Source organism: Parapedobacter luteus, assembly GCF_900168055.1.
GTDB lineage: Bacteria > Bacteroidota > Bacteroidia > Sphingobacteriales > Sphingobacteriaceae > Parapedobacter > Parapedobacter luteus.
In genome coordinates, this window is the sequence record NZ_FUYS01000002.1 from 688143 (window position 1) to 708608 (window position 20466).

Below are 20466 nucleotides of genomic sequence, written 5' to 3' on the forward strand. Positions count from 1 at the left end.
GGGCCGCACGCATGAGATCATGCTATCGATGACCTACAGCAGTCCCAATAGCTGGTCTTTATCCAATGTCCTGAAAAATGACGCATCGCTACCTACCAAGCCATCTGCCAACGCACGTTTAGTAGCTTGCAATTGCAGCACCTTTTCCTCTACTGTCGCCGGTGTCACCAGCCGATAGGCCGTCACCTTCTTATCTTGTCCGATGCGGTGCACCCGATCGATGGCTTGGTTTTCCACGGCGGGATTCCACCATGGATCCACCAGATACACCACTTCGGCAGCGGTGAGGTTTAAGCCTGTTCCTCCGGCCTTAAGGCTTATGAGAAAAACGCGTATCGCTGGATCTTCTTGAAACGCGTTGACGACTTGTTCACGCATACGTGTGCTACCGGTAAGGCTTACATAACGTACTCCGATATCATCCAGCATACGCGCAATCAGGTGCAGCATCGCCACAAACTGTGAGAAAACCACTATTTTGTGGTAGGGGGCCTTGTCTTGGATCTGTTCTTTCAGTACTGCGATTTTGGCTGATACAGCGGTATTTAACATCCCATCGGGCAACAATGCCGGCGAATTACAGATTTGGCGGAGCCGGGTCAATCCGCGAAGCACATGCATTGGGCTGACATCCAGTTCCTCTCCGGAAAGAGCTGATACAAAGTCCCGGAATTCCTTTTCATATGCATCATATATCTTGCGTTGTTGATCGCCCATTTCGGCGTACAGTATCACCGAGACCTTCTCGGGCAGGTCCGACGCAACGTCCTGTTTCGTGCGCCGCAAGATAAACGGCTGTATTTTCCGCTGGAGTTCCTTCCGGCGTTTCTGGTTCTTGAATTGGTCTATAGGCTTGCCATATACATCCCGAAAATACCGCTTGTCACCCAACAACCCCGGACAAGCAAATGATAATTGCCCATACAGGTCAAATGAGCTGTTTTCAAATGGAGTTCCACTGATGGCTATCCGGTTGCGCGCTTGCAACAGCTTGGCGGCCTTATGCCGTTGCGAATCGGGATTCTTGATGTTCTGTGATTCATCCAGGTATATGGAGTTGAAAGCGAAATTTTTCAAGAAACGAATGTCAGCCAACAGTGTCGTGTAGGACGTCAGCACCACATCATGCCGTCCGATAGCTTCGATTGACTTGGCGCGGCCGGCGCCGTACAATGTCAGCAACGTCAATGAAGGTGCCAAATTGGCCAGCTCCCGCTGCCAATTGAAAATCAACGTCGCAGGGACCACAACAAGGTCCGTGCCGATACGGCCGGCTTCCCGCTGTGACAGCATAAAAGCAATAACCTGCACGGTCTTGCCCAATCCCATTTCATCTGCCAGTATACCACCGAAATTAACGCTGTCTAAAAAGCCGAGCCAATTCAGGCCTTGTCGTTGGTACGGACGGAGACGAACGGTCAAGCTACGGGGCTCGGCCACCGGTTGTGCCGATCCAAGATCGGCTATCCGTTCACGCAACATCTTTATTTCCTCGTTTGCTTTTTCGTCAAACATCGATGTGTCGTAAAGTGTCGCCACAGTCTCGAAGTTAGCGCTGGCAAAACGGATGGTTTCGTCATCGACTACTTTCCCTGCAAGGAAATATTGCCTGAATTTTTCCTGCCACTCCTTCGGCAGGATCCCCACCGTGCCGTCATCCAGGGCCACATATTTGCTCTTGTTGCGCAGCGCCGCCTGAATTTTTTTTAGCGACGCCTTTTTCTTTCCGAAACGCACCAGATGCGTGGCATTGAACCAATTTAAACCGCTAATGATTTTGATATCAACCGTTACTTTATTTGGGTTTAGCTTATTGTTTGTCAACTCATTAAATCCAAAAACCTGGATTCCTGCTTCATACCACGTGTCGAATACAGGCAGAAACCATTCTTCTTCAAGAAAGTATTTCTTATGCAAATAAAAATAATAAAGCTGATTATTTAGCTGTTCGGCAAAATGCGGATGCTGCTTGACCAGCAACTCAATGAAGGTCTGTTCAAAATCGCTATCCCTCGGCACCAAAAAATCATTCCCTTTCCCGTCCATCGCCTTCAACTGTTTCTCGGTACGAATCGCCACCTCCGCATCGCCGTAGCGCACAACGGGGATAACCATCACCTGATCGCCGAAGTCCGACAGGTAAATCACCCGTTCCAACGGTGCCCCGAGGCCAGTTTCGGCAAGTTGCTCCGCCGTGCCTTGTTTGACGTCGGGGTATTCCACGCAAATGCTGTCAGCCAGCTTATCCAACAATCGCTGGAAATCCCGGAATTTGCTGGCATGGACGAGCAGTTTGCCTCCGCTTTCCTTCAGCAGCACCGTCACAGTGCACAAGAGCGGATGGTCCAATAGATACAATATGTTATCGTCAGATTGAAGAAAATAGCTGAACTTCAACGGCAGTGCCTGCAGGGGATATGATTTTTCTGCGAGGGTTATGGCGCCCGTCAGCGCGTAGCACACACCTTCGGTCCGCACTGACAGTCTCATTGCGCCGTGCAGCAGCGCTGTTTTCACCGGCATAAGTGATTTGGAAGAAAAATTCTCGCTAAACTGTTCGTCATGGTAATAAAACCGGCAATTACGGCCGTTTTCAACGATAATTTGCAGAGCCTTCAAATCCCATGTTGTACGGTCCCCTTCCTGTACCTGCTGGAGTTGTGCTATCGCCGCATAGAATTTGGCTTCATCGGCACTTGTGGCGGCTGTGGCCAGCTTGAGTGGATCGATTCGAGTAAAGGGAGGCTTTAGCCTGCCGGATTTGGTTAGTTCAGTGTCAATGAGTTCCACTATCGGATTCCGATAATATTTATGGCGACTGATAACGACGGCGAGCCTGTCGGCAGGTGGTGTGCTGACGGGTTGCCGGTGGGGTTGGTGCTGGTACAGCTCCGCCTGGTCACTTAGCATCCGCAACCTGGGCGACGTGAGCGGCAACAATCCCGCTAAACGTGGCCGGATAATCAGCCGCCCGTCTGAAAATACCGGCATCAGGTATCGCTCGAGATCCGGTTCATGCTCCAGCCCATAGGCAATGGCTGCCTGCCGCAGCTTTCGATGGCGGAGCAACGGCCTGAAAAACACACCAAATTCCTCCCTCCGCAGAATGGTGATTAACACGGCAGCTTCCGCCGGGGTCAACCGGTCGGGCAAACCGGTCGTATCGCTGGACAATGTTACCTGCCCATGTTCTTGCACAACCTTCACCGTGGCCGTCGGGCCGTCGCCCATGCAGCAGGTGAATGTCCCAGCATCCACGTTCAACATGTTTGGCTGCACCGTAGGCGCCGCCGGAAAATCCGTCCAAAGGCCGCGATCGATCACTGACGCTGCGGTCCCTCCCGAAAGCTGATCCATCAGCTGATTGCGAAATGTGAAAACATGCGACTCCTGGAACTCAAGCATGCTGCAAAGATATCCTTTTCCTATCTTTGCCGGGCATGGCAGCACGTTTTGATTTGACACAGGTCCACCTCCCTATTGTAGCGGCGATCCCGCAGGTGAGGCAACACCTCGCTACACAGAACACCCTCATCCTCAGCACACCGCCGGGAGCGGGAAAAAGCACCATTATACCGTTGTCTCTTTTGGATGAACCTTGGTTAGCCGGACGAAAAATCGTCATGCTTGAACCACGCCGGCTAGCCGCGAGCAGCATCGCCCACCGTATGGCGTCCTTATTGGGCGAAAAGGCCGGTGAGACCGTAGGCTACCGTGTGCGCTTCGAAAACCAGACGTCTGCCCGCACACGCATCGAGGTGGTCACCGAGGGTATCCTCACCCGTATGCTGCACCAGGACAATGCGCTGGAGGACGTCGGTATTGTCATCTTCGATGAATTTCATGAGCGAAGACTGCACACCGATCTGTCCATGGTACTTTGCCGCGAAAGCCAGCAGGTGCTTCGCGCGGATCTTCGATTGCTCGTGATGTCGGCGACATTAGATACCAGCCAACTCGCTGCGCTCCTCCATGCACCGGTTGTGGAAAGCCAGGGACGGCTTTATCCCGTTGACATCATTCATACGGAAGAGCCGGATTTACGTGAACTACCTACCCAGTGTGCCCGCACCATTCTCCGTGCCCTTCGGGAGCAACAGGGCGACATTCTTGCTTTCCTGCCGGGTGAAGCCGAGATCCGCGCCTGTGAGCAGTTGCTGCTCACCAACCCCGTCGGTGCAGCCATTCATCCGCTTTACGGACAACTTTCATTGGCTGAACAGCATGCGGCGATCCAACCTAACCGAAACGGAAAACGGAAAATTGTGCTGGCCACCGCCATTGCGGAGACCAGTCTAACCATAGAAGGTATCACTGTCGTGGTCGACTGTGGCTATACGCGTACCATGGTGTTTGACCCGCCTTCGGGGCTGTCACGCCTCAAGACCGCACGTATTTCCGTTGATGCGGCTAATCAGCGTACCGGCCGTGCAGGCAGGCTGGGGCCGGGCACCTGTTACCGCATGTGGACCGCAGCTACCGAACAGCGCATGGCCGCCTACCGGACACCCGAAATTCTGGAAGCGGACCTTACGTCTCTTTTGCTTGATACCGCCCAATGGGGCGTACATGATCTTAATCAGCTCGACTGGCTTACGCCGCCGCCACCGCCAGCCGTCGTCCAGGCGCGTGATCTGCTGCACGGATTGGGTGCAATTGACGGCGGGAAAGTCACCCTCCACGGCAAGGCAGTCCATGCCCTGCCGTGCCATCCCCGCATTGCGCATATGTTGCTTGAAGGCAAGCGCCTTGGCATGTCTGGCCTCGCTACCGATATCGCCGCACTGCTCGACGAGCGTGATCCGCTTGGCCGCGAAGCCGGCACCGACATTAACCTCCGTATCGATACGCTGCGCAAGCACCGGGCGTATACCAAACAAAGCAGACGCCTGGATAATATCGAGAAGATCGCCCGTTCTTATCGAAAACTGCTCGGCACTCACGAAGATAATGGCCCCGTAGACAGCTATCATACCGGTATCCTTTTGGCGCGGGCCTACCCCGAGCGCATTGCCAAGGCCAGGGATGACGGCAAGGGTACTTATCATTTGGCCAACGGCAAACAGGCCGTTATACCATCGGGCGACGACTTGGCCCTTGAGCCTTGGCTCGCTATCGCGCTGCTCGATGCGCGCGACGGATTGGGCAAAGTATTTTTGGCGTCCCCGCTCAATCCGGCTGACCTATTCCCCTTCGCCCAAATAACGGAACGCATGTTCTGGAATACACAAAAGGGAGGCATCATTGCCACCCGCGACCATCGAATCGGCAGCGTTACACTGGCCTCCTCACCCATAGCCGTAGCCGACAGTGCGTCCATGACCAGCATACTTTGCGATGCCATCCGCAGCGAAGGAACACAACTACTCAATTGGACCGACGCGGTGCTGCAGTGGCAAAACCGCGTGCTTAGCCTCCGCCAATGGCGACCTCACGAAGACTGGCCGGATGTATCCACCGCAAGCCTGCTCCACCGCCCCGAACAATGGCTAAGTCCTTATCTCCAGGGTATCCTTAAAGCCGACGAACTGAAAAAGCTGGACGTACTCCACATGCTGCACCACAGCCTTGAATACGAACAACAACAGGCATTGGATCGCCTAACCCCCACCAGCATCACCGTGCCGAGCGGCTCAGCCGCTAAGCTGCGTTACTCGGCCCTTGGGGAGCCGCCTGTATTGGCGGTACGGTTGCAGGAGGTGTTCGGCATGATGGATACGCCCAAAGTAAATGATGGGCGTACCGCCGTCGTGCTGCATCTCTTATCGCCAGGCTTCAAACCCGTGCAGGTCACTGGCGATCTACGCAGTTTCTGGAAGACTGCTTACTTTGAAGTAAGAAAGGAATTAAAAAGACGTTACCCCAAGCATGCCTGGCCCGAGGATCCCTTAACGGCACAGGCCGTACAGGGCGTTCCCAAAAAAAGGCCCACGCCAAAAGATGCAACGCGTTAAGGGGCTTCACACGGTTACCATTTAATCGCGTTGCATATAAAGGATAATTTCGCTAAGTTTGGCTGCTATAATCGCCACCGGCGTAGCCGGTGCTTCATAAATTTGAAGATTCCATGGACAATCCTTTGTTGAAGCCTTTCGGCACTCCCTTCGATAGCGTACCCTTTGAATCCTTGAAACCCGAACATTTCAAGCCGGCTATCCTCCAGCTTATTGAAGAGGCCAAGCAGGAAATCGATGCCATCGTCAGCAACGCGGCGCCACCGGACTTTGCCAACACCATTGCCGCAATGGAATACGCTGGTAAGCGGCTTAACGTGGCGTCAGCTACGTTTTTTAATCTTGATGCCGCGGAAACCAATGACGACATCCAGCAACTTGCACAGGAGCTATCGCCCGTACTGGCCGCGTATAGCAACGACATCATGCTCAACAGCGGACTGTTCCAGCGCGTGAAACAGGTGCATGACGAGGCTGACGAATCGACATTAACGCCGGAGGAAGTTCGGCTTTTGGATAAAACGTACAAGAGCTTTGCACGCAATGGTGCACTATTATCGGCGGAAGATAAGGAAAAGCTGCGCGAAATCGATCAGCAGCTTGCGACATTGACCATGAAGTTCTCGCAGCATGTGCTGCAAGAGACCAATGCGTATCAGCTACATATTCAGGATCAGGCGCAACTGGCGGGGTTGCCCGATTCCATTGTGGCTGCTGCCAAATCGGATGCAGAAAAACGCGGGCTTGACGGGTGGGTATTCACGCTCCATTTCCCCAGCTTCGTGCCATTTATGAAATATGCAGCCAACCGCGATCTTCGGCGGGAGCTTTACCTGGCTTCGGCTACCCGCGCGCTGAAACCCAACGAATATAACAATGAGGGCATCGTACGCGACATTGTCACACTGCGCGACCGCCGGGCCAAACTGCTCGGCTTCGGTACCCATGCAGACTTCGTCCTCCAGGAACGCATGGCTTCCTCTCCTGCCCTTGTACTGGACTTTTTGCAAGATCTGCTGCAAAAAGCCAAACCCCGGGCGCTGCAAGAGGTAGCGAAACTGCAGGCACTGGCTGAAACGGATGGTATTTCCTCCCTCATGCCTTACGACCATGCCTATTACGCCGAAAAATTACGGGAAGCCACGTTTAAGCTATCGGAGGAGGCGCTGAAACCGTACTTCCCGCTTCCGCAGGTGTTGGAGGCTGCCTTCGATGCGGCAAGCAGGCTGTACGGCCTGGTCTTTGAACTACGCACGGACATCCCTACGTATCACCCGGAAGTGACGGTATACGAAGTGCTGGAAAACGGCCTCCATAAGGCCCTGCTATATACCGATTGGCATCCCCGGGAAGGCAAGCGCGCAGGCGCCTGGATGACCGCCTTCCGTGGCCAGTGGAAAGAAAATGGCCAACAGGTGCGACCGCACATTTCCATAGTATGCAACTTCGCCCGCCCCGTGGGCGAAGTGCCGTCCTTGCTTACCTTCAGCGAGGTGACTACGCTCTTCCACGAATTCGGGCATGCACTGCATGGCATACTTGCCGACACGACCTTTGAAAGCCTCTCGGGTACCAACGTCTACTGGGATTTCGTGGAACTGCCTTCGCAATTTATGGAAAACTATTGCTACGAAAAGGACTTCCTTCGCTCCTTTGCCCGTCATTACCAAACCGGCGATCCACTGCCGGAGCAAGAAATTGACAAAATCGTGGCCGCCGCGAACTTCATGGAAGGCTACCAGACTGTACGCCAACTCGGTTTCGGCTTGCTGGACATGGCTTACCATACCGGTAAACTCGACAACGATACGCCGATCGAGCGATTCGAGAAAGATACCGTACGCGACACCCTACTTTATCCGGATGTCCCCGGCACCGCACAAAGCACATCTTTTTCCCACATCTTTGCTGGGGGATATTCCGCTGGTTATTATTCCTACAAATGGGCCGAAGTGCTCGATGCCGACGCGTTTTCATACTTCAAGGAAACCGGTATCTTCAACCCCGAAACGGCGGCTAAATTCAAGGCGTTGCTCAGCAGCGGCGGTACAATCGATCCCATGACGCTTTATATCCAGTTCAGGGGGCGCAAGCCTGCACCTGACGCATTGCTCAAACGGGCGGGATTAGTGGAATAACGGATTTTTATGTACTTTTGCCGCCATATTCAATTTCCATGAGCGAACATAATAAACGGATTTTTCTCGCTATATGCATCATTGTGCCCTTCGCGTTATATTGTTATGTCTATTACAGCCAGATGATCCGGAATGCACCCTATCGGTTTTCCGATTTTGAATCCATCGTACTTAAATATGGCGAAGGTGACAGCCTCGTCAATCGCTTTGACTCACAATCAGGAGTTTATCAATACCTAAATAGAAGCGATTCATTGGTGACCGACACGGTACGGCTCCGGGAAGACGACATGCGCCACCTTCATGGCAAGGCGGCCCAGTTGGGATTCTGGAATCTCCCGGAAGATATGACGTCCCCGGTGCCGCAATCGCCGCAAAACAATACAGAAAGGCCTGTGCCACGGTTTTACCTCCAGTTTAACTATAAGGAAAAAAGCAAGACGGTAACGTTAGACGCCGATTTTGACGGCAATCCAAAGATGCGGGAGACTGCAAAATCCGTGATCGATGAGGTAATACGTGTCATCAACGACGCACGAGACCGCTGAACGATCAGGCCGGCGTATCGCCGTTGTAAGGCGCTAATGCCGAAAGCCGCAGACTGCGAATGTCATCAGATGCCGGCGCTTCGAACACTTCCAGCTCAAAGTATTTAATCGCCGCCAGCAAGTGGTCGAAAATATCCGACATAATGCCCTCGTAAATCGCCCAGCGCGTATCTGCTGTAAACATGTACAACTCTATCGGCAGGCCGTGCTCCGTAGGCTGCAATTGGCGCACAAGCAGTGTCATATCCTGGCGTATTTGTGGATGACTTTGGGTATACCGATTGATATATTGGCGAAACAGTCCCACATTCGTCATATTACGGCCATTTACGGGCATCGTACGATCAGCTTGGGTCTGCTCGTTGTATCGATCGATTTCTTCCTGCCTCTCCTCAATGTAGGGCTTCAATAACTGGATTTTCTTTAACCGGTCGATTTCATCGGACGTAAGGTAACGAATGGACGATATCTTGACGTTGATGGCACGTTTGATGCGCCGCCCGCCTGCATTTTGCATGCCCCGCCAATTTTTGAACGAATCGGTAATTAAATAATAGGTCGGAATGGTGGTAATGGTCTTGTCCCAGTTCTGGACTTTTACCGTGTTCAGGTTGATTTCGATCACATCGCCGTCCGCCCCATATTTGGGCATCTCAATCCAGTCGCCTACACGCACCATATCATTGGTGGAGACCTGTATACTTGCCACAAATCCAAGGATAGTATCTTTGAATACCAACATCAAAATGGCTGAGGCTGCACCCAAGGCGCCCAAAAAAGCCCATGGAGATTTTCCCGTTACCATCGAAAATATAATAATACCCGCAATGAAAAACATAAAGATGTTGATCACCTGCAGGTAGCTGTCCAGCGGTTTATCGTGAAAGCCCCGCTTAGTACGCAGATGGTCGCGCACGGAACGAAACAGCGCCCGAAGCAACATCACCCAGCCGATGACGAGCAGGATATCGACAAATTTCCGCACCGGATCAATCCATGTCGGAAAACCGGAAAACACCACCGGGATGAAGTTTATGGACACGATGAGCGGAATAAGCCGCGCAAAGTGAACCAACGCCTTGTTGCGCACCAGATAATCATCAAACTTCGTGGCCGATCGGCTCGCTGCCTTCGTTAACACATTAACCAAAACTTTACGGACAACAAAATCAACAATCCCCAGAAAAATCAGTAGCAACGTAAGCAGTAAAAATAGATTGATCAGGTTAGCTTGTGCGTCGGGAACTCCCCACGCAAGTAGCTTCTCATATGTCCATTGGTAAATCATGTTTGAAGAATTGGCGATAGTATCCATTTCCATTTCAGCTTAAATTAAATAAAACTTCCGGATTGCAACAAAAAGAAAACGGCGGCAAAGCTAAGCATTTCAGCCGGTTTTCAAAAACGGTATTGCTGCCAACAAGCAGCGGCCAGCTACCGCTGACAAACAACCTATCGATTTTAACTCAAAACATAAAAACTTTATTATCAACACATTAAAATGAAACATGTAAACAGTGACGACAAGCCCTTTCCGGAGTGCGTACGTCAAATCTCCGCTGATTAAAGTTTTCGCTGTACGTCCAGGGCAATGATTATTTTTATCGTGCCGGTTTCGCCAAAAAATTCTTAATTTCGCATGCGCAATAAGCTAATCTGCTTATTCTTGTTGCGCTTAGTGATTCTAGAATTGGAAACGTATAATGGCTGAAGAAACAGAAAACGACAACAACCTCCTTCCGGCAGACGACCGGATCATTCCCATTAATATCGAAGATCAAATGAAGTCGGCATACATTGATTATTCAATGTCTGTCATCGTCTCCCGCGCCTTGCCTGATGTGCGGGATGGGTTGAAGCCCGTACACCGCCGCGTGCTGTATGGCATGCTCGATCTGGGTGTCACCAGCGGCAAACCATACAAAAAATCAGCACGTATCGTCGGTGATGTACTGGGTAAGTACCACCCACATGGCGATTCATCGGTATATGACACGATGGTACGTATGGCGCAGGAATGGAGCTTGCGGTATCCGTTGGTTGATGGACAAGGAAATTACGGGTCTGTTGACGGTGATCCCCCGGCGGCCATGCGTTATACGGAGGCCCGGCTGAAAAAAATTGCCGAAGAGCTGCTCTCAGACATTAATAAAGATACCATCGATTACCAGCTCAACTTTGACGACTCGCTCGAGGAGCCGACGGTGCTGCCTACGCGCATCCCCAACCTGCTGGTCAACGGAGCATCGGGTATCGCTGTCGGCATGGCCACAAACATGGCACCGCACAACCTATCCGAAGTGGTGGATGGCATCGTTGCTTATATCGATAATCGTGATATTGAGATAGCTGAATTAATGCAGTATATCAAAGCTCCTGATTTTCCGACGGGCGCGATTATCTACGGCCATGCGGGTGTCCAGGAGGCGTTCCAAACCGGTCGCGGGCGTATTGTCATGCGGGCAAAAGCGGAAATCGAAACCACAAAAAGCGGCCGCGAACAAATCATCGTCACGGAGATCCCGTACCAAGTGAACAAGTCGGACATGATCAAGCGTACAGCCGACCTGGTCAATGAGAAAAAATTGGAAGGAATATCCGAAATCCGTGATGAATCCGATCGACACGGCATGCGCATTGTTTACGACATCAAGCGGGATGCGAATGCGTCTATCGTGTTAAATAATCTATACAAGTATACGGCGCTACAGACTTCATTCAGTGTGAATAACATTGCACTCGTGCATGGGCGTCCGATGTTGCTCAACCTCAAAGATATGATCTATCACTTTGTGGAACATCGCCACGAAGTTGTTGTGCGCCGCACCAGGTTTGAACTGGCGGAAGCGGAAAAAAGAGCCCATATCTTAGAAGGGTTGCTCATCGCGCTCGACCACCTCGACGAGGTCATCCAACTTATCCGATCTTCGGCAACACCGGATGACGCGCGGGTAGGCTTAATGGAGAAGTTCGGCCTTTCCGACATTCAGGCACGGGCCATCCTCGATATGACGCTTCGCCGTCTTACCGGACTTGAACGCGATAAGATCAAAGAAGAGTACGCCGAGTTGATGAAAACCATTGAGTACTTAAAATCCGTATTGGAAGATGAAGGCCTCCGGATGAAAATCATCAAAGATGAATTGCTGGAGATAAAAGACAAATATGGCGACGAACGCCGCTCCACCATTGTGCATTCAGCCGAAGATATGCGCATGGAAGACTTCATCGAAGACGAGGAAGTTGTCATTACGATCTCGCATGAAAGCTACGTAAAACGCACCCCATTGAGCGAGTACCGCCGGCAAAGCCGCGGTGGCAAAGGGTCATTGGGTACAAATACGCGTGAAGAAGATTTTACAGAGCACATCATCACGGCTTCGGCGCATAATTACATGCTGTTCTTCACGGAGGCGGGCCGTTGTTTTTGGCTTCGGGCATTTGAAATTCCCGAAGGGAGCCGTACTTCAAGGGGTCGTGCCATCCAGAACATTATCAATATCCCTAAAGAAGAGAAAATCAAGGCTTACATCAAGGTGAAAAACCTCAGGGATCAGGAATACCTTGAGAACAATTTCATCATCATGTGTACAAAACGCGGCACCATCAAGAAAACGTCGCTGGAAGCTTATTCACGGCCACGTGCCAATGGCATCAACGCTATCAACATCGCCGAAGGTGACCAACTACTGGAAGCCTGCCTGACCGATGGCGGCAGCGAAATCGTTATGGCCCTGCGATCAGGACGAGCTATCCGCTTCAACGAATCTACCGTGCGGCCCATGGGGCGTACGGCCACGGGTGTACGCGGTGTCACGTTAGCCGGACCGGATGATGAAGTAGTTGGCATGATTAGTGTTAATAACTCTGAAACCACCGTGCTGGTGGTGTCCGAAAAAGGCTATGGCAAACGCACCGATATTGAGGATTATCGGGTGACCAACCGGGGCGGGAAGGGTGTAAAAACTATCAATGTCACCGAAAAAACCGGTAAATTGGTGGCCATAAAGGACGTGACCGATAACGACGACCTGATGATTATCAACAAGTCCGGTATCGTTATTCGAATCGCCGTCAGCGAGTTGCGGGTCATGGGCAGAGCCACACAGGGCGTACGCCTGATCAGCCTCAAAGGTGATGACGAAATTGCATCTGTAGCCAAAGTGGAGCATGAAGAGGAAGAGCTAAATGATGAAAATCAAGCAAGCAGTGAAAATACCGATGAAAACAACAGTGAGTCGACCCAATCGGAATCGGATGACTAAAGTGGTTTTTATCGCTGCCTTATGTGCAGTGAGTGTATTGCCGGTTGTTGCGCAGTCCAACCTAAAGGAGGGTAACAACAATTTTGCATTATACACCAAATCCAAAGATTTCAAACACTTGGAGGCCGCTCGTAAGTTTGCTGATGAAGCTTTTAAGACCAAACGCGACTCGGTAAATTTCCGTAATATTTTATTGCGTGGATTGGTTTACAGCACCTTGGCGGTCGTTGATTCCAACCGTACCCAGAAATACACGGCAGATCCGATCGATGTGGCGTCGGCCGCGCTCAGGCGGCTGACAAACAACAAGCAACAGAGCTATGAGCATGGTCCGCAAATCAACTACATCCGGCGCTCGATAGCCAATGCTTACTTGATTAAAGCAAACCGGGCGGTAGCCAAAGCCAATTACGAAGAGGCCTTCCATCAATACCGTAAGGTCGATTCCATTAGCGGCTCGGCGATTGATGTCAAGCACAACCTCGCCGTATTAAGCACCAAAATCGGCGGCACCGATGACGCTATCCAGCGCTACGAGGCTTTTACCGCCCAGCGGGAAACGTCCTCTCCTGCTTATATCCTTGAATTGACGGCCCTTTACGGGAAAAAAGGAGATAACAGGGCCATTTTGAATACCCTGCTCAAAGGCAGGGAGCAGTTTCCCGAAAACAAGGAGATTTTGTTTGCCCTTATCAACACGTATGTGGCCAATGAGGCCTATTCGGCCATCGTGCCTATTATCGAACAGGCTATTGCACATGAGCCGGAAAACGTAAACCTCAATTACATCGCCGGCTATGCCAACGAAATGGAAGGAAATCACGCCGCCGCAAAGCGGTTCTACGAAAAAGTGATAAGCCTTGATGCCAACAACTTCGAGGGTAACCTCGAACTTGGACTGCTTTATTTGAGAGAATACATGGCCAATCCGGACGATGAAGAAAAACAAAACAAAGCTCAGGAATATTTGTTAAGAGCAAACCAAATCAGACCTTCAGAGGTAAATACATTAAAATCCCTTGCGGTGCTGTACGATCAGTCAGGAAACATTGTCCAGTTGGAACGAGTAAATAACATATTAAATCAACTCACAATAAACTAAGATCATGAAAGTGAAATCCATTTTATTAGGTGCACTGGTTTTTTCCACATCAGTGGCTTTTTCACAAACCAGTAACCTGAGGAAGGCAAAAGCCAGTTATGATAAGTTCAATGAAGTAAAATCCATCGGGAATGCAACACTGGGGGTAAGTGACTTGAACGCCGCCAAAGACGCCCTCGAAAAAGCTATTGAACACGAAAAAACAAAGGAATTGGCTGAAACGTGGACTTACTATGCGCTGGTCAATGCCGATCTGGCGCTGCTGGATTCCACCGAAGCGGCAGACGGTTACATCCAAAAAGCAGTGGAAGCGCGGGACAAGGCCGTTAGCCTGGATTCAGAAAAAGAGAACGAGCAAAACCTGAATATCCTCAATTCCATTCTGGCGCAACACGAACTAAATAAAGGCGTACAAGCATGGGACAGCCAGGACTTTGAAACCGCGTACGGCGCTTTTGACCGCGGCCTGAAATACCTTCCGGGTGATACCACATTACTGTATTATTCGGGCTTGGCAGCCGTAAACTCGCAAAATTACGACAAGGCTTTGGCCAAATATGTCGAGCTGGTACCGGTAGATAGCTTCTCCAACAACCGGCAAATCATATTGGACGTATCAAGACTGTACTTAATGCAGGGCGATACCGCAAACGCCATTAAGTATGCCGAGCTGGGTTCAAGCAAATATCCAAACGATAGTGAGCTCGCTACCCAAAACATCGAATTGAACTTGATGGCCGGCAATCAGGAAAAAATCATCAGCACCATCAACGAACAAGTGGCTAAAGAACCGGACAATAAAAATTTGCACTATTACCTTGGAATCGCATACAACGAGACCGGCGATCTGGAAAAAGCCGAGGCAGCTTACAAAAAAGCGTTAGAAATCGATCCGAACTACCTGGATGCAAATATCAACCTGGGTGGATTGATCTTGAACAGGGGGATCGATCATTTCAACAAAACAAACAACGCTAACCTTGCCCAGTCTGAATACGATACCGAAATCAAAAAGGCTTACGATATCTTCGATACGGCATTGCCCTATTTGCAGAAAGCAGTGGAAGTGGATGGCAAATCGTACTTGGCCTTGGCTAACCTGAAAAAGTACTACGAGATCAAAGAAGATCAGGCCAAAGTCGACGAGCTGCAAGCGCGAATAGACGCGTTGCAATAACGAAAAGCCATTCGACAAAATTGGAGCTAATAGCCCGCAGATACAATTATCCGCGGGCTATTTTTTTGCAAATGCGCGTTACCAAACCTGGCCCTTCATAAATAAAGCCGGTATATAGCTGCACGAGGGCGGCCCCCGCTTCCAGCTTTTCCTGCGCATCCGCCGGTGAATGTATCCCACCTACACCAATAATCGGAAACGCGTGATTGGATTTCGTTGCCAGGTAACGGATGACATCCGTGGCACGCTTGGTCAAGGGCCGGCCGCTCAATCCCCCCGATTCGTTTTTCCAGCGTCCTTCATGCTCCAATCCTTGGTGATCAATGGTCGTATTGGTCGCAAGGACCCCCGCAATACCGGTATCTTGGACAATGGTTATGATATCGTCCAATTGTGAATCTGTCAGGTCAGGTGCTATTTTCAGCAACAAAGGCCTTGAAACATCCCCCTTCCGGTTGCGCTGTTGCAGCGTATTTAAAATATGGGTCAATGGTTCCTTGTCCTGCAATGCGCGCAGCCCCGGGGTATTCGGGGAGCTTACATTGACAACAAAATAGTCGACAACATCGAATAACGCATCGAAGCATTTGATATAATCGCTTACCGCGTCCTCATTCGGAGTCGCTTTATTCTTCCCGATATTGCCGCCTATGACAATATGTTTGCGGTCTTTGAGGTGTTTCAGCCTGGTAGCGGCTACGTCCACGCCCTGGTTGTTGAATCCCATGCGATTGATTAACGCCTGATCTTCCACCAATCGAAACAAACGCGGCTTATCGTTTCCCGGTTGCGGCAATGGTGTCACCGTGCCGATTTCGATAAACCCGAAACCCAAGGCGGACATTTCTGCTACATATTCGGCATTCTTGTCAAACCCGGCGGCCAGACCGACGGGGTTCTTGAATTTCAGGCCAAATACTTCACGTTCCAACGATGGGTGTTCATAACCGTAGATCGATTTCAATAACCGCTTGCTTCCCCATAGCTTGCTGAACGATCGCAGGCCGCCGGAGACAAGCCGGTGGGCCTGCTCCGGATCGAGCGAAAAAAGGAGTGGTTTCACGAGTTTATACATGGTTGCAAAGGTAGATGTTAGATTTTAGATTTGCGATTCACAAACGACGATTTTAGGGTTTTGACTTCCGACGCTGGACTGCTGACTTTTTCGTACCTTTGCACACGAAATGATTGCGATAAACAACCTTACATTTGAAATAGGCGCGCGCGCATTATATGACGAAGCCAGCTGGCATATCAAGCCCGGGGATAAAACGGGGCTCATCGGGGCCAACGGAACGGGAAAAACCACCCTATTGAAGCTCATCGTTGGCGACTACTCCCCCACCGCGGGCAGTATATCCATGGCTAAGGATATAAAAATAGGCTATCTCAATCAAGATTTGCTGTCCTATCAGTCTGATAAGAGCATCTTGCATGTCGCCATGGAAGCCTTTGAGCGTCAAAACCAATTGCATGCCGAGATTGAGCGGTTGCTCAAAAAACTCGAAACCGACTATTCAGATGACATCATCCAGAAGTTGAGCGACAAGCAAACCGAGTTTGAAGCCTTGGATGGCTATAACATCGAATATCGGGCGCATGAAATACTGGCTGGCCTGGGATTCAGTGACGGCGATCAGCAGCGCCCGCTTTCGGAGTTTTCAGGTGGCTGGCGTATGCGGGTAATGCTGGCCAGGATACTGCTTCAGACACCGGACATCCTGCTGCTTGACGAACCAACGAACCACTTGGACCTCCCCTCCATTAAATGGCTCGAAAGCTATTTGCAGGCGTTCGAAGGGGCTATCGTCATTGTGTCGCACGACCGTTATTTTCTCGACAGGGTAGTCAATTCCATCGTGGAATCCAAACGGGGAAAACTGATCCAGTATGCGGGAAACTACAGCTTTTATTTGGAAGAAAAGGCGCTGCGGGAAGAAATACAGAGCAACCAGTATAAAAACCAGCAAGCCAAAATCAAACAAGAGGAACGGCTTATTGAACGGTTCCGTGCCAAAGCCAGCAAGGCGAAGATGGTACAGTCGCGTATCAAAGCACTTGAACGCATGGAAAAGGTGGATGATGTGGATGACTATAATCCTACCGTCAACTTCCGCTTCAAGTTCAGCAAGCAATCCGGAAGGCATGTCGTGCGGATGGAAAACGTGAGCAAATCGTATCCGGGACTTCCCATCCTCGAACATGCGGATGCTATCATTGAAAAGGGCGATAAGATCGCACTCATCGGTGCCAACGGGAAGGGCAAATCAACCCTGCTGCGCATCGTCGCCAATACGGACCGTGACTTTACGGGAACGTGCGAGACCGGGCACAACGTTACGCAGACGTTTTTTGCACAACATCAACTGGAAGCCCTGCACCTCGACAACGAGATCCTGCAGGAATTACAGGTGTTTGCGCCCAAGCACACCGAGACCGAACTTCGCTCGATTCTGGGGTGTTTCCTGTTTACAGGTGACGATGTATTTAAAAAGATACGGGTACTCTCCGGCGGTGAAAAATCCCGGGTTGCGTTGGCAAAAGCACTGACCGCTGACGCCAATTTTCTTATTCTGGATGAGCCGACCAACCACCTGGACATCCAGTCGGTCAATATCCTCATCCAGGCACTCAGGCAATTTGAAGGTACGTTCATCGTCGTATCGCACGACCGTTACCTGCTGGACCATGTGGCCAATAAAATCTGGTATATCGAAGATCGCCAGATAAAGGAATACCCCGGTACGTACCAGGAGTACGAGGAGTGGCAGGCCAAACGGATCACAAAAACGGCAGCCGCAGAGAAAAGCGGAACAAAGCCAGCCAAGGCAACGGCCAAGCAGGCTCCCCCGAAAAACGAAGACAAGGAGCAACAGGCCAGAAAGCTGAATAAGGAACTCGAAAATATAGAACGGCGTATCGATGAGATCGAAACATCCATTAAAACTACGGAAACTTTAATGGCTGACGAAAACCTGTATACTGATCAAGCAAAACTTAATGAAACATCCCTGCGATACGACGGCCTAAAGCGGGAATTAGCCGGCTTGCAAAAGCAATGGGAAAAACTTGCCGAAGAAATTATGCTGTTAGCGGACTGACGGCCGGTGAGCTGTGGTTGATAAGGGGATATAGTATGTCACCAATATGATTAGAAAATTCGTCGTACTCGCTGTGCTGCTTCACATCGGGTTGGGCATCGCTGCCCAGAAACCAAAAAAGAAACGCGTGCAGCGCGAACGCAGCCCACAACAGGAGCTACGCTATGACAACGTCAATTACCTGCCGGTCATCAAAACGGTACAGCTGTTTCCGGTAGAACAGGAAAATGCACTGCCGGTGATTGAGCTGCACAGCAATGAGCAGTTAACGCTGGCCTTTGACGATCTGCGGGCCGATGTCCGCAACTACTATTTCAGCATCGAACATTGCGACGCCAATTGGACTCCAAGCCGACTTTCGCCACTGGAATACGCCGAAGGCTTTAATGAAGAACGTGTCCGGGAGTATCAGCCATCCGTAAATACGCTTCAGCCGTACACCCATTACCGGGTCAATTTCCCCACGGATAATATACGACCGAAACTGGCAGGCAACTACCTGCTGAAGGTGTATGAAGACGCCGATAAGAGCAGGCTCATCATCACCAGGCGATTTTATGTGTTGGCCCCGTTGATGGCCATTACACCCCAGCTTGTTCCCTCCCCTGATGTCAGCAAACGCAATAAAAATCAAAAACTGAACCTCAACGTCAATACCGGAGGGCTTACGGTCAACAATCCCTACCAGGATGTCAAAATCCTGGTCATGCAAAATCAACGGCCGGACGTCCAGCAATGGCTCACCACGCCGCTCTTTGTAAGCAACAAGGAGCTGACCTATACCGATAATAAAACGCTGGACTTCGGCGGTGGCAATGAGTTTCGGTATATCGATTTGCGGAGCCTTCGCCTGGCATCGGAGCGGGTAGCCAGTATACGCATAGATAGTACGGCCAGCGTTGAGCTCGTGCCGGACAATAATTATAAAGATGCAACCTATGCGTCGGTATTTGACGAAAACGGGGCGTTTTTTATCCGCAATCAGGACAAGGCCAATGCCGACACCGAATCCGATTACATTTCCGTCACATTTACCCTTGAGGACAAGGCGGTAGCGGACGGCTCCGTATATGTTGTCGGTGGCTTCAACAACTACGTACAGGAAGCATCCAACCGCATGGTATACGATACGCTGCAACGCGCATGGCAATGTACTCTGCTGCTGAAACAGGGCCTATATGACTACGAGTATGTACACGTCAGTACCAGTGGTGCGATAAACACTTCATTCTCCAGCGGAAATCATTTCGAAACCAACAATACCTATCAGATTCTGGTATACAACCGGCGCCAAGGCACGACGTGGGACGAGCTCGCAGGATATGCCGAGGTTAGGAATTGACCATCGCCAGCCGTTCCTGGAGCATACGTGATATCCGGTTGAAGTAGCGTTTTTGTTTGTAGCCCATCACCCATTGCACACCGTGTACTGCATTGGTGTGGAATATTTCGTCCGCTTCATTCATAATATCCGGACTTATCTGGGCCTCAATCACCTCCAAGCCACTATCCAGGGCCATGTCAATGACGACTTTGCGCATCACTCCATCAATGCAGCCTTCACTGATAGCCGGCGTGTAGAGCTTTTTGCCATACCACACAAATACGTTCGAACTGAGCGACTCGCAAAGGAACCCTTCCTGATTCAGGATCAGCACATCATCCAACCCCTTCTTTTTACGGTACAGTCCGGCCATGACATACACGAGCGCATTCGCTGATTTCAGCTTCGATAATTCACTGTAGGGTTTTCGGTATTCAGCATAAACGTCGACAATGAGGCCAAGCTTTCGGTGCTTCACATCATCGGTGTCCAGTGGCGACACACTCATCACATAGGCGGCTTTATTCTGCTGCGGACTGTAAAGCCCTTCGCCATCCCGGTAGATCTGGAGCCGTACACGTACATGCTGGCCATCCAATCCGTTCTTGCTGACCAACGCCGTAGCGCGTGAGCGGATAAACTGCTCATCAACAGCCGCATCATATTCCAATTGGAGCATTCGCATGCCTTCCTGGAGCCTGGCCACGTGGTGGTTCAAAAAACGGATATCGCCATCCATCCATCGCATCGTCTCAAACAGTCCATCGCCATACCGAAATGCTCGGTTATTTGCGGTTAGGATAGCTTCCCTTTCGGGGACGTGATTATTATTAAAATCTATATAGTGTACTGGCATT

12 protein-coding genes are annotated in these 20466 nt (G+C 50.7%); 8 read left to right on the plus strand and 4 right to left on the minus strand.

Translation table 11 applies throughout. The features are described 5' to 3' along the window. Positions 1 to 33: 33 nt before the first annotated feature. Positions 34 to 3405: a DEAD/DEAH box helicase gene (locus B5X72_RS06260; protein WP_079715946.1), complete on the minus strand. Its 3372-nt coding sequence runs from the start codon at positions 3403 to 3405 to the stop codon at positions 34 to 36. A 35-nt stretch (positions 3406 to 3440) separates the two neighbouring features. Here B5X72_RS06260 and hrpB point away from each other — a divergent pair, with 35 nt between their 5' ends. The 3 genes from hrpB to B5X72_RS06275 all read left to right on the plus strand — a co-directional run bounded on the left by hrpB (position 3441) and on the right by B5X72_RS06275 (position 8640). After that, on the plus strand, positions 3441 to 5954 hold the full coding sequence (gene hrpB / locus B5X72_RS06265) for an ATP-dependent helicase HrpB (protein ID WP_079715947.1): 2514 nt from the start codon (positions 3441 to 3443) through the stop codon (positions 5952 to 5954). Between the two features lie 113 nt (positions 5955 to 6067). Then, positions 6068 to 8092 (plus strand): M3 family metallopeptidase, encoded by a 2025-nt coding sequence (locus tag B5X72_RS06270; protein WP_079716049.1) that lies wholly within the window; start codon positions 6068 to 6070, stop codon positions 8090 to 8092. Positions 8093 to 8130: 38 nt separating this feature from the next. After that, complete coding sequence (locus B5X72_RS06275; protein WP_245826851.1) at positions 8131 to 8640, plus strand: hypothetical protein; 510 nt, start codon at positions 8131 to 8133, stop codon at positions 8638 to 8640. Positions 8641 to 8644: 4 nt separating this feature from the next. Here B5X72_RS06275 and B5X72_RS06280 read toward each other — a convergent pair whose 3' ends face one another. Next, entirely contained in the window at positions 8645 to 9961 is a 1317-nt protein-coding gene (locus B5X72_RS06280) for a mechanosensitive ion channel family protein (RefSeq protein WP_233632597.1), read from the minus strand. Between the two features lie 382 nt (positions 9962 to 10343). Between B5X72_RS06280 and gyrA the strand changes: the two genes are divergently transcribed. Genes gyrA through B5X72_RS06295 form a run of 3 tightly spaced genes read left to right on the plus strand, consistent with a single transcriptional unit; the run spans position 10344 to position 15184 of the window. Then, positions 10344 to 12905, plus strand: coding sequence for a DNA gyrase subunit A (gene gyrA / locus B5X72_RS06285; RefSeq protein ID WP_079715948.1), 2562 nt, complete (start codon positions 10344 to 10346; stop codon positions 12903 to 12905). Continuing rightward, positions 12898 to 14007, plus strand: a complete 1110-nt coding sequence (locus B5X72_RS06290) for a tetratricopeptide repeat protein (RefSeq protein ID WP_139378554.1) — start codon at positions 12898 to 12900, stop codon at positions 14005 to 14007. Before gyrA ends, B5X72_RS06290 begins: the two co-directional genes overlap by 8 nt. Positions 14008 to 14011: 4 nt before the next feature. Then, on the plus strand, positions 14012 to 15184 hold the full coding sequence (locus B5X72_RS06295) for a tetratricopeptide repeat protein (protein ID WP_079715950.1): 1173 nt from the start codon (positions 14012 to 14014) through the stop codon (positions 15182 to 15184). Between the two features lie 46 nt (positions 15185 to 15230). Here B5X72_RS06295 and B5X72_RS06300 read toward each other — a convergent pair whose 3' ends face one another. Next, positions 15231 to 16259 (minus strand): quinone-dependent dihydroorotate dehydrogenase, encoded by a 1029-nt coding sequence (locus B5X72_RS06300; RefSeq protein ID WP_079715951.1) that lies wholly within the window; start codon positions 16257 to 16259, stop codon positions 15231 to 15233. A 109-nt stretch (positions 16260 to 16368) separates the two neighbouring features. Between B5X72_RS06300 and B5X72_RS06305 the strand changes: the two genes are divergently transcribed. Both B5X72_RS06305 and B5X72_RS06310 read left to right on the plus strand, forming a co-directional pair. Then, entirely contained in the window at positions 16369 to 18285 is a 1917-nt protein-coding gene (locus tag B5X72_RS06305) for an ABC-F family ATP-binding cassette domain-containing protein (RefSeq protein ID WP_079715952.1), read from the plus strand. A 46-nt stretch (positions 18286 to 18331) separates the two neighbouring features. Next, positions 18332 to 19627 carry a type IX secretion system plug protein gene (locus tag B5X72_RS06310; RefSeq protein ID WP_079715953.1) on the plus strand — a complete coding sequence of 432 codons (1296 nt, stop codon included), beginning with the start codon at positions 18332 to 18334 and terminating at the stop codon, positions 19625 to 19627. Here the strand turns inward: B5X72_RS06310 and B5X72_RS06315 are convergent. Beyond that, complete coding sequence (locus B5X72_RS06315) at positions 19617 to 20465, minus strand: aminotransferase class IV (RefSeq protein WP_079715954.1); 849 nt, start codon at positions 20463 to 20465, stop codon at positions 19617 to 19619. The genes B5X72_RS06310 and B5X72_RS06315 overlap by 11 nt on opposite strands. Position 20466: the final 1 nt, after the last annotated feature.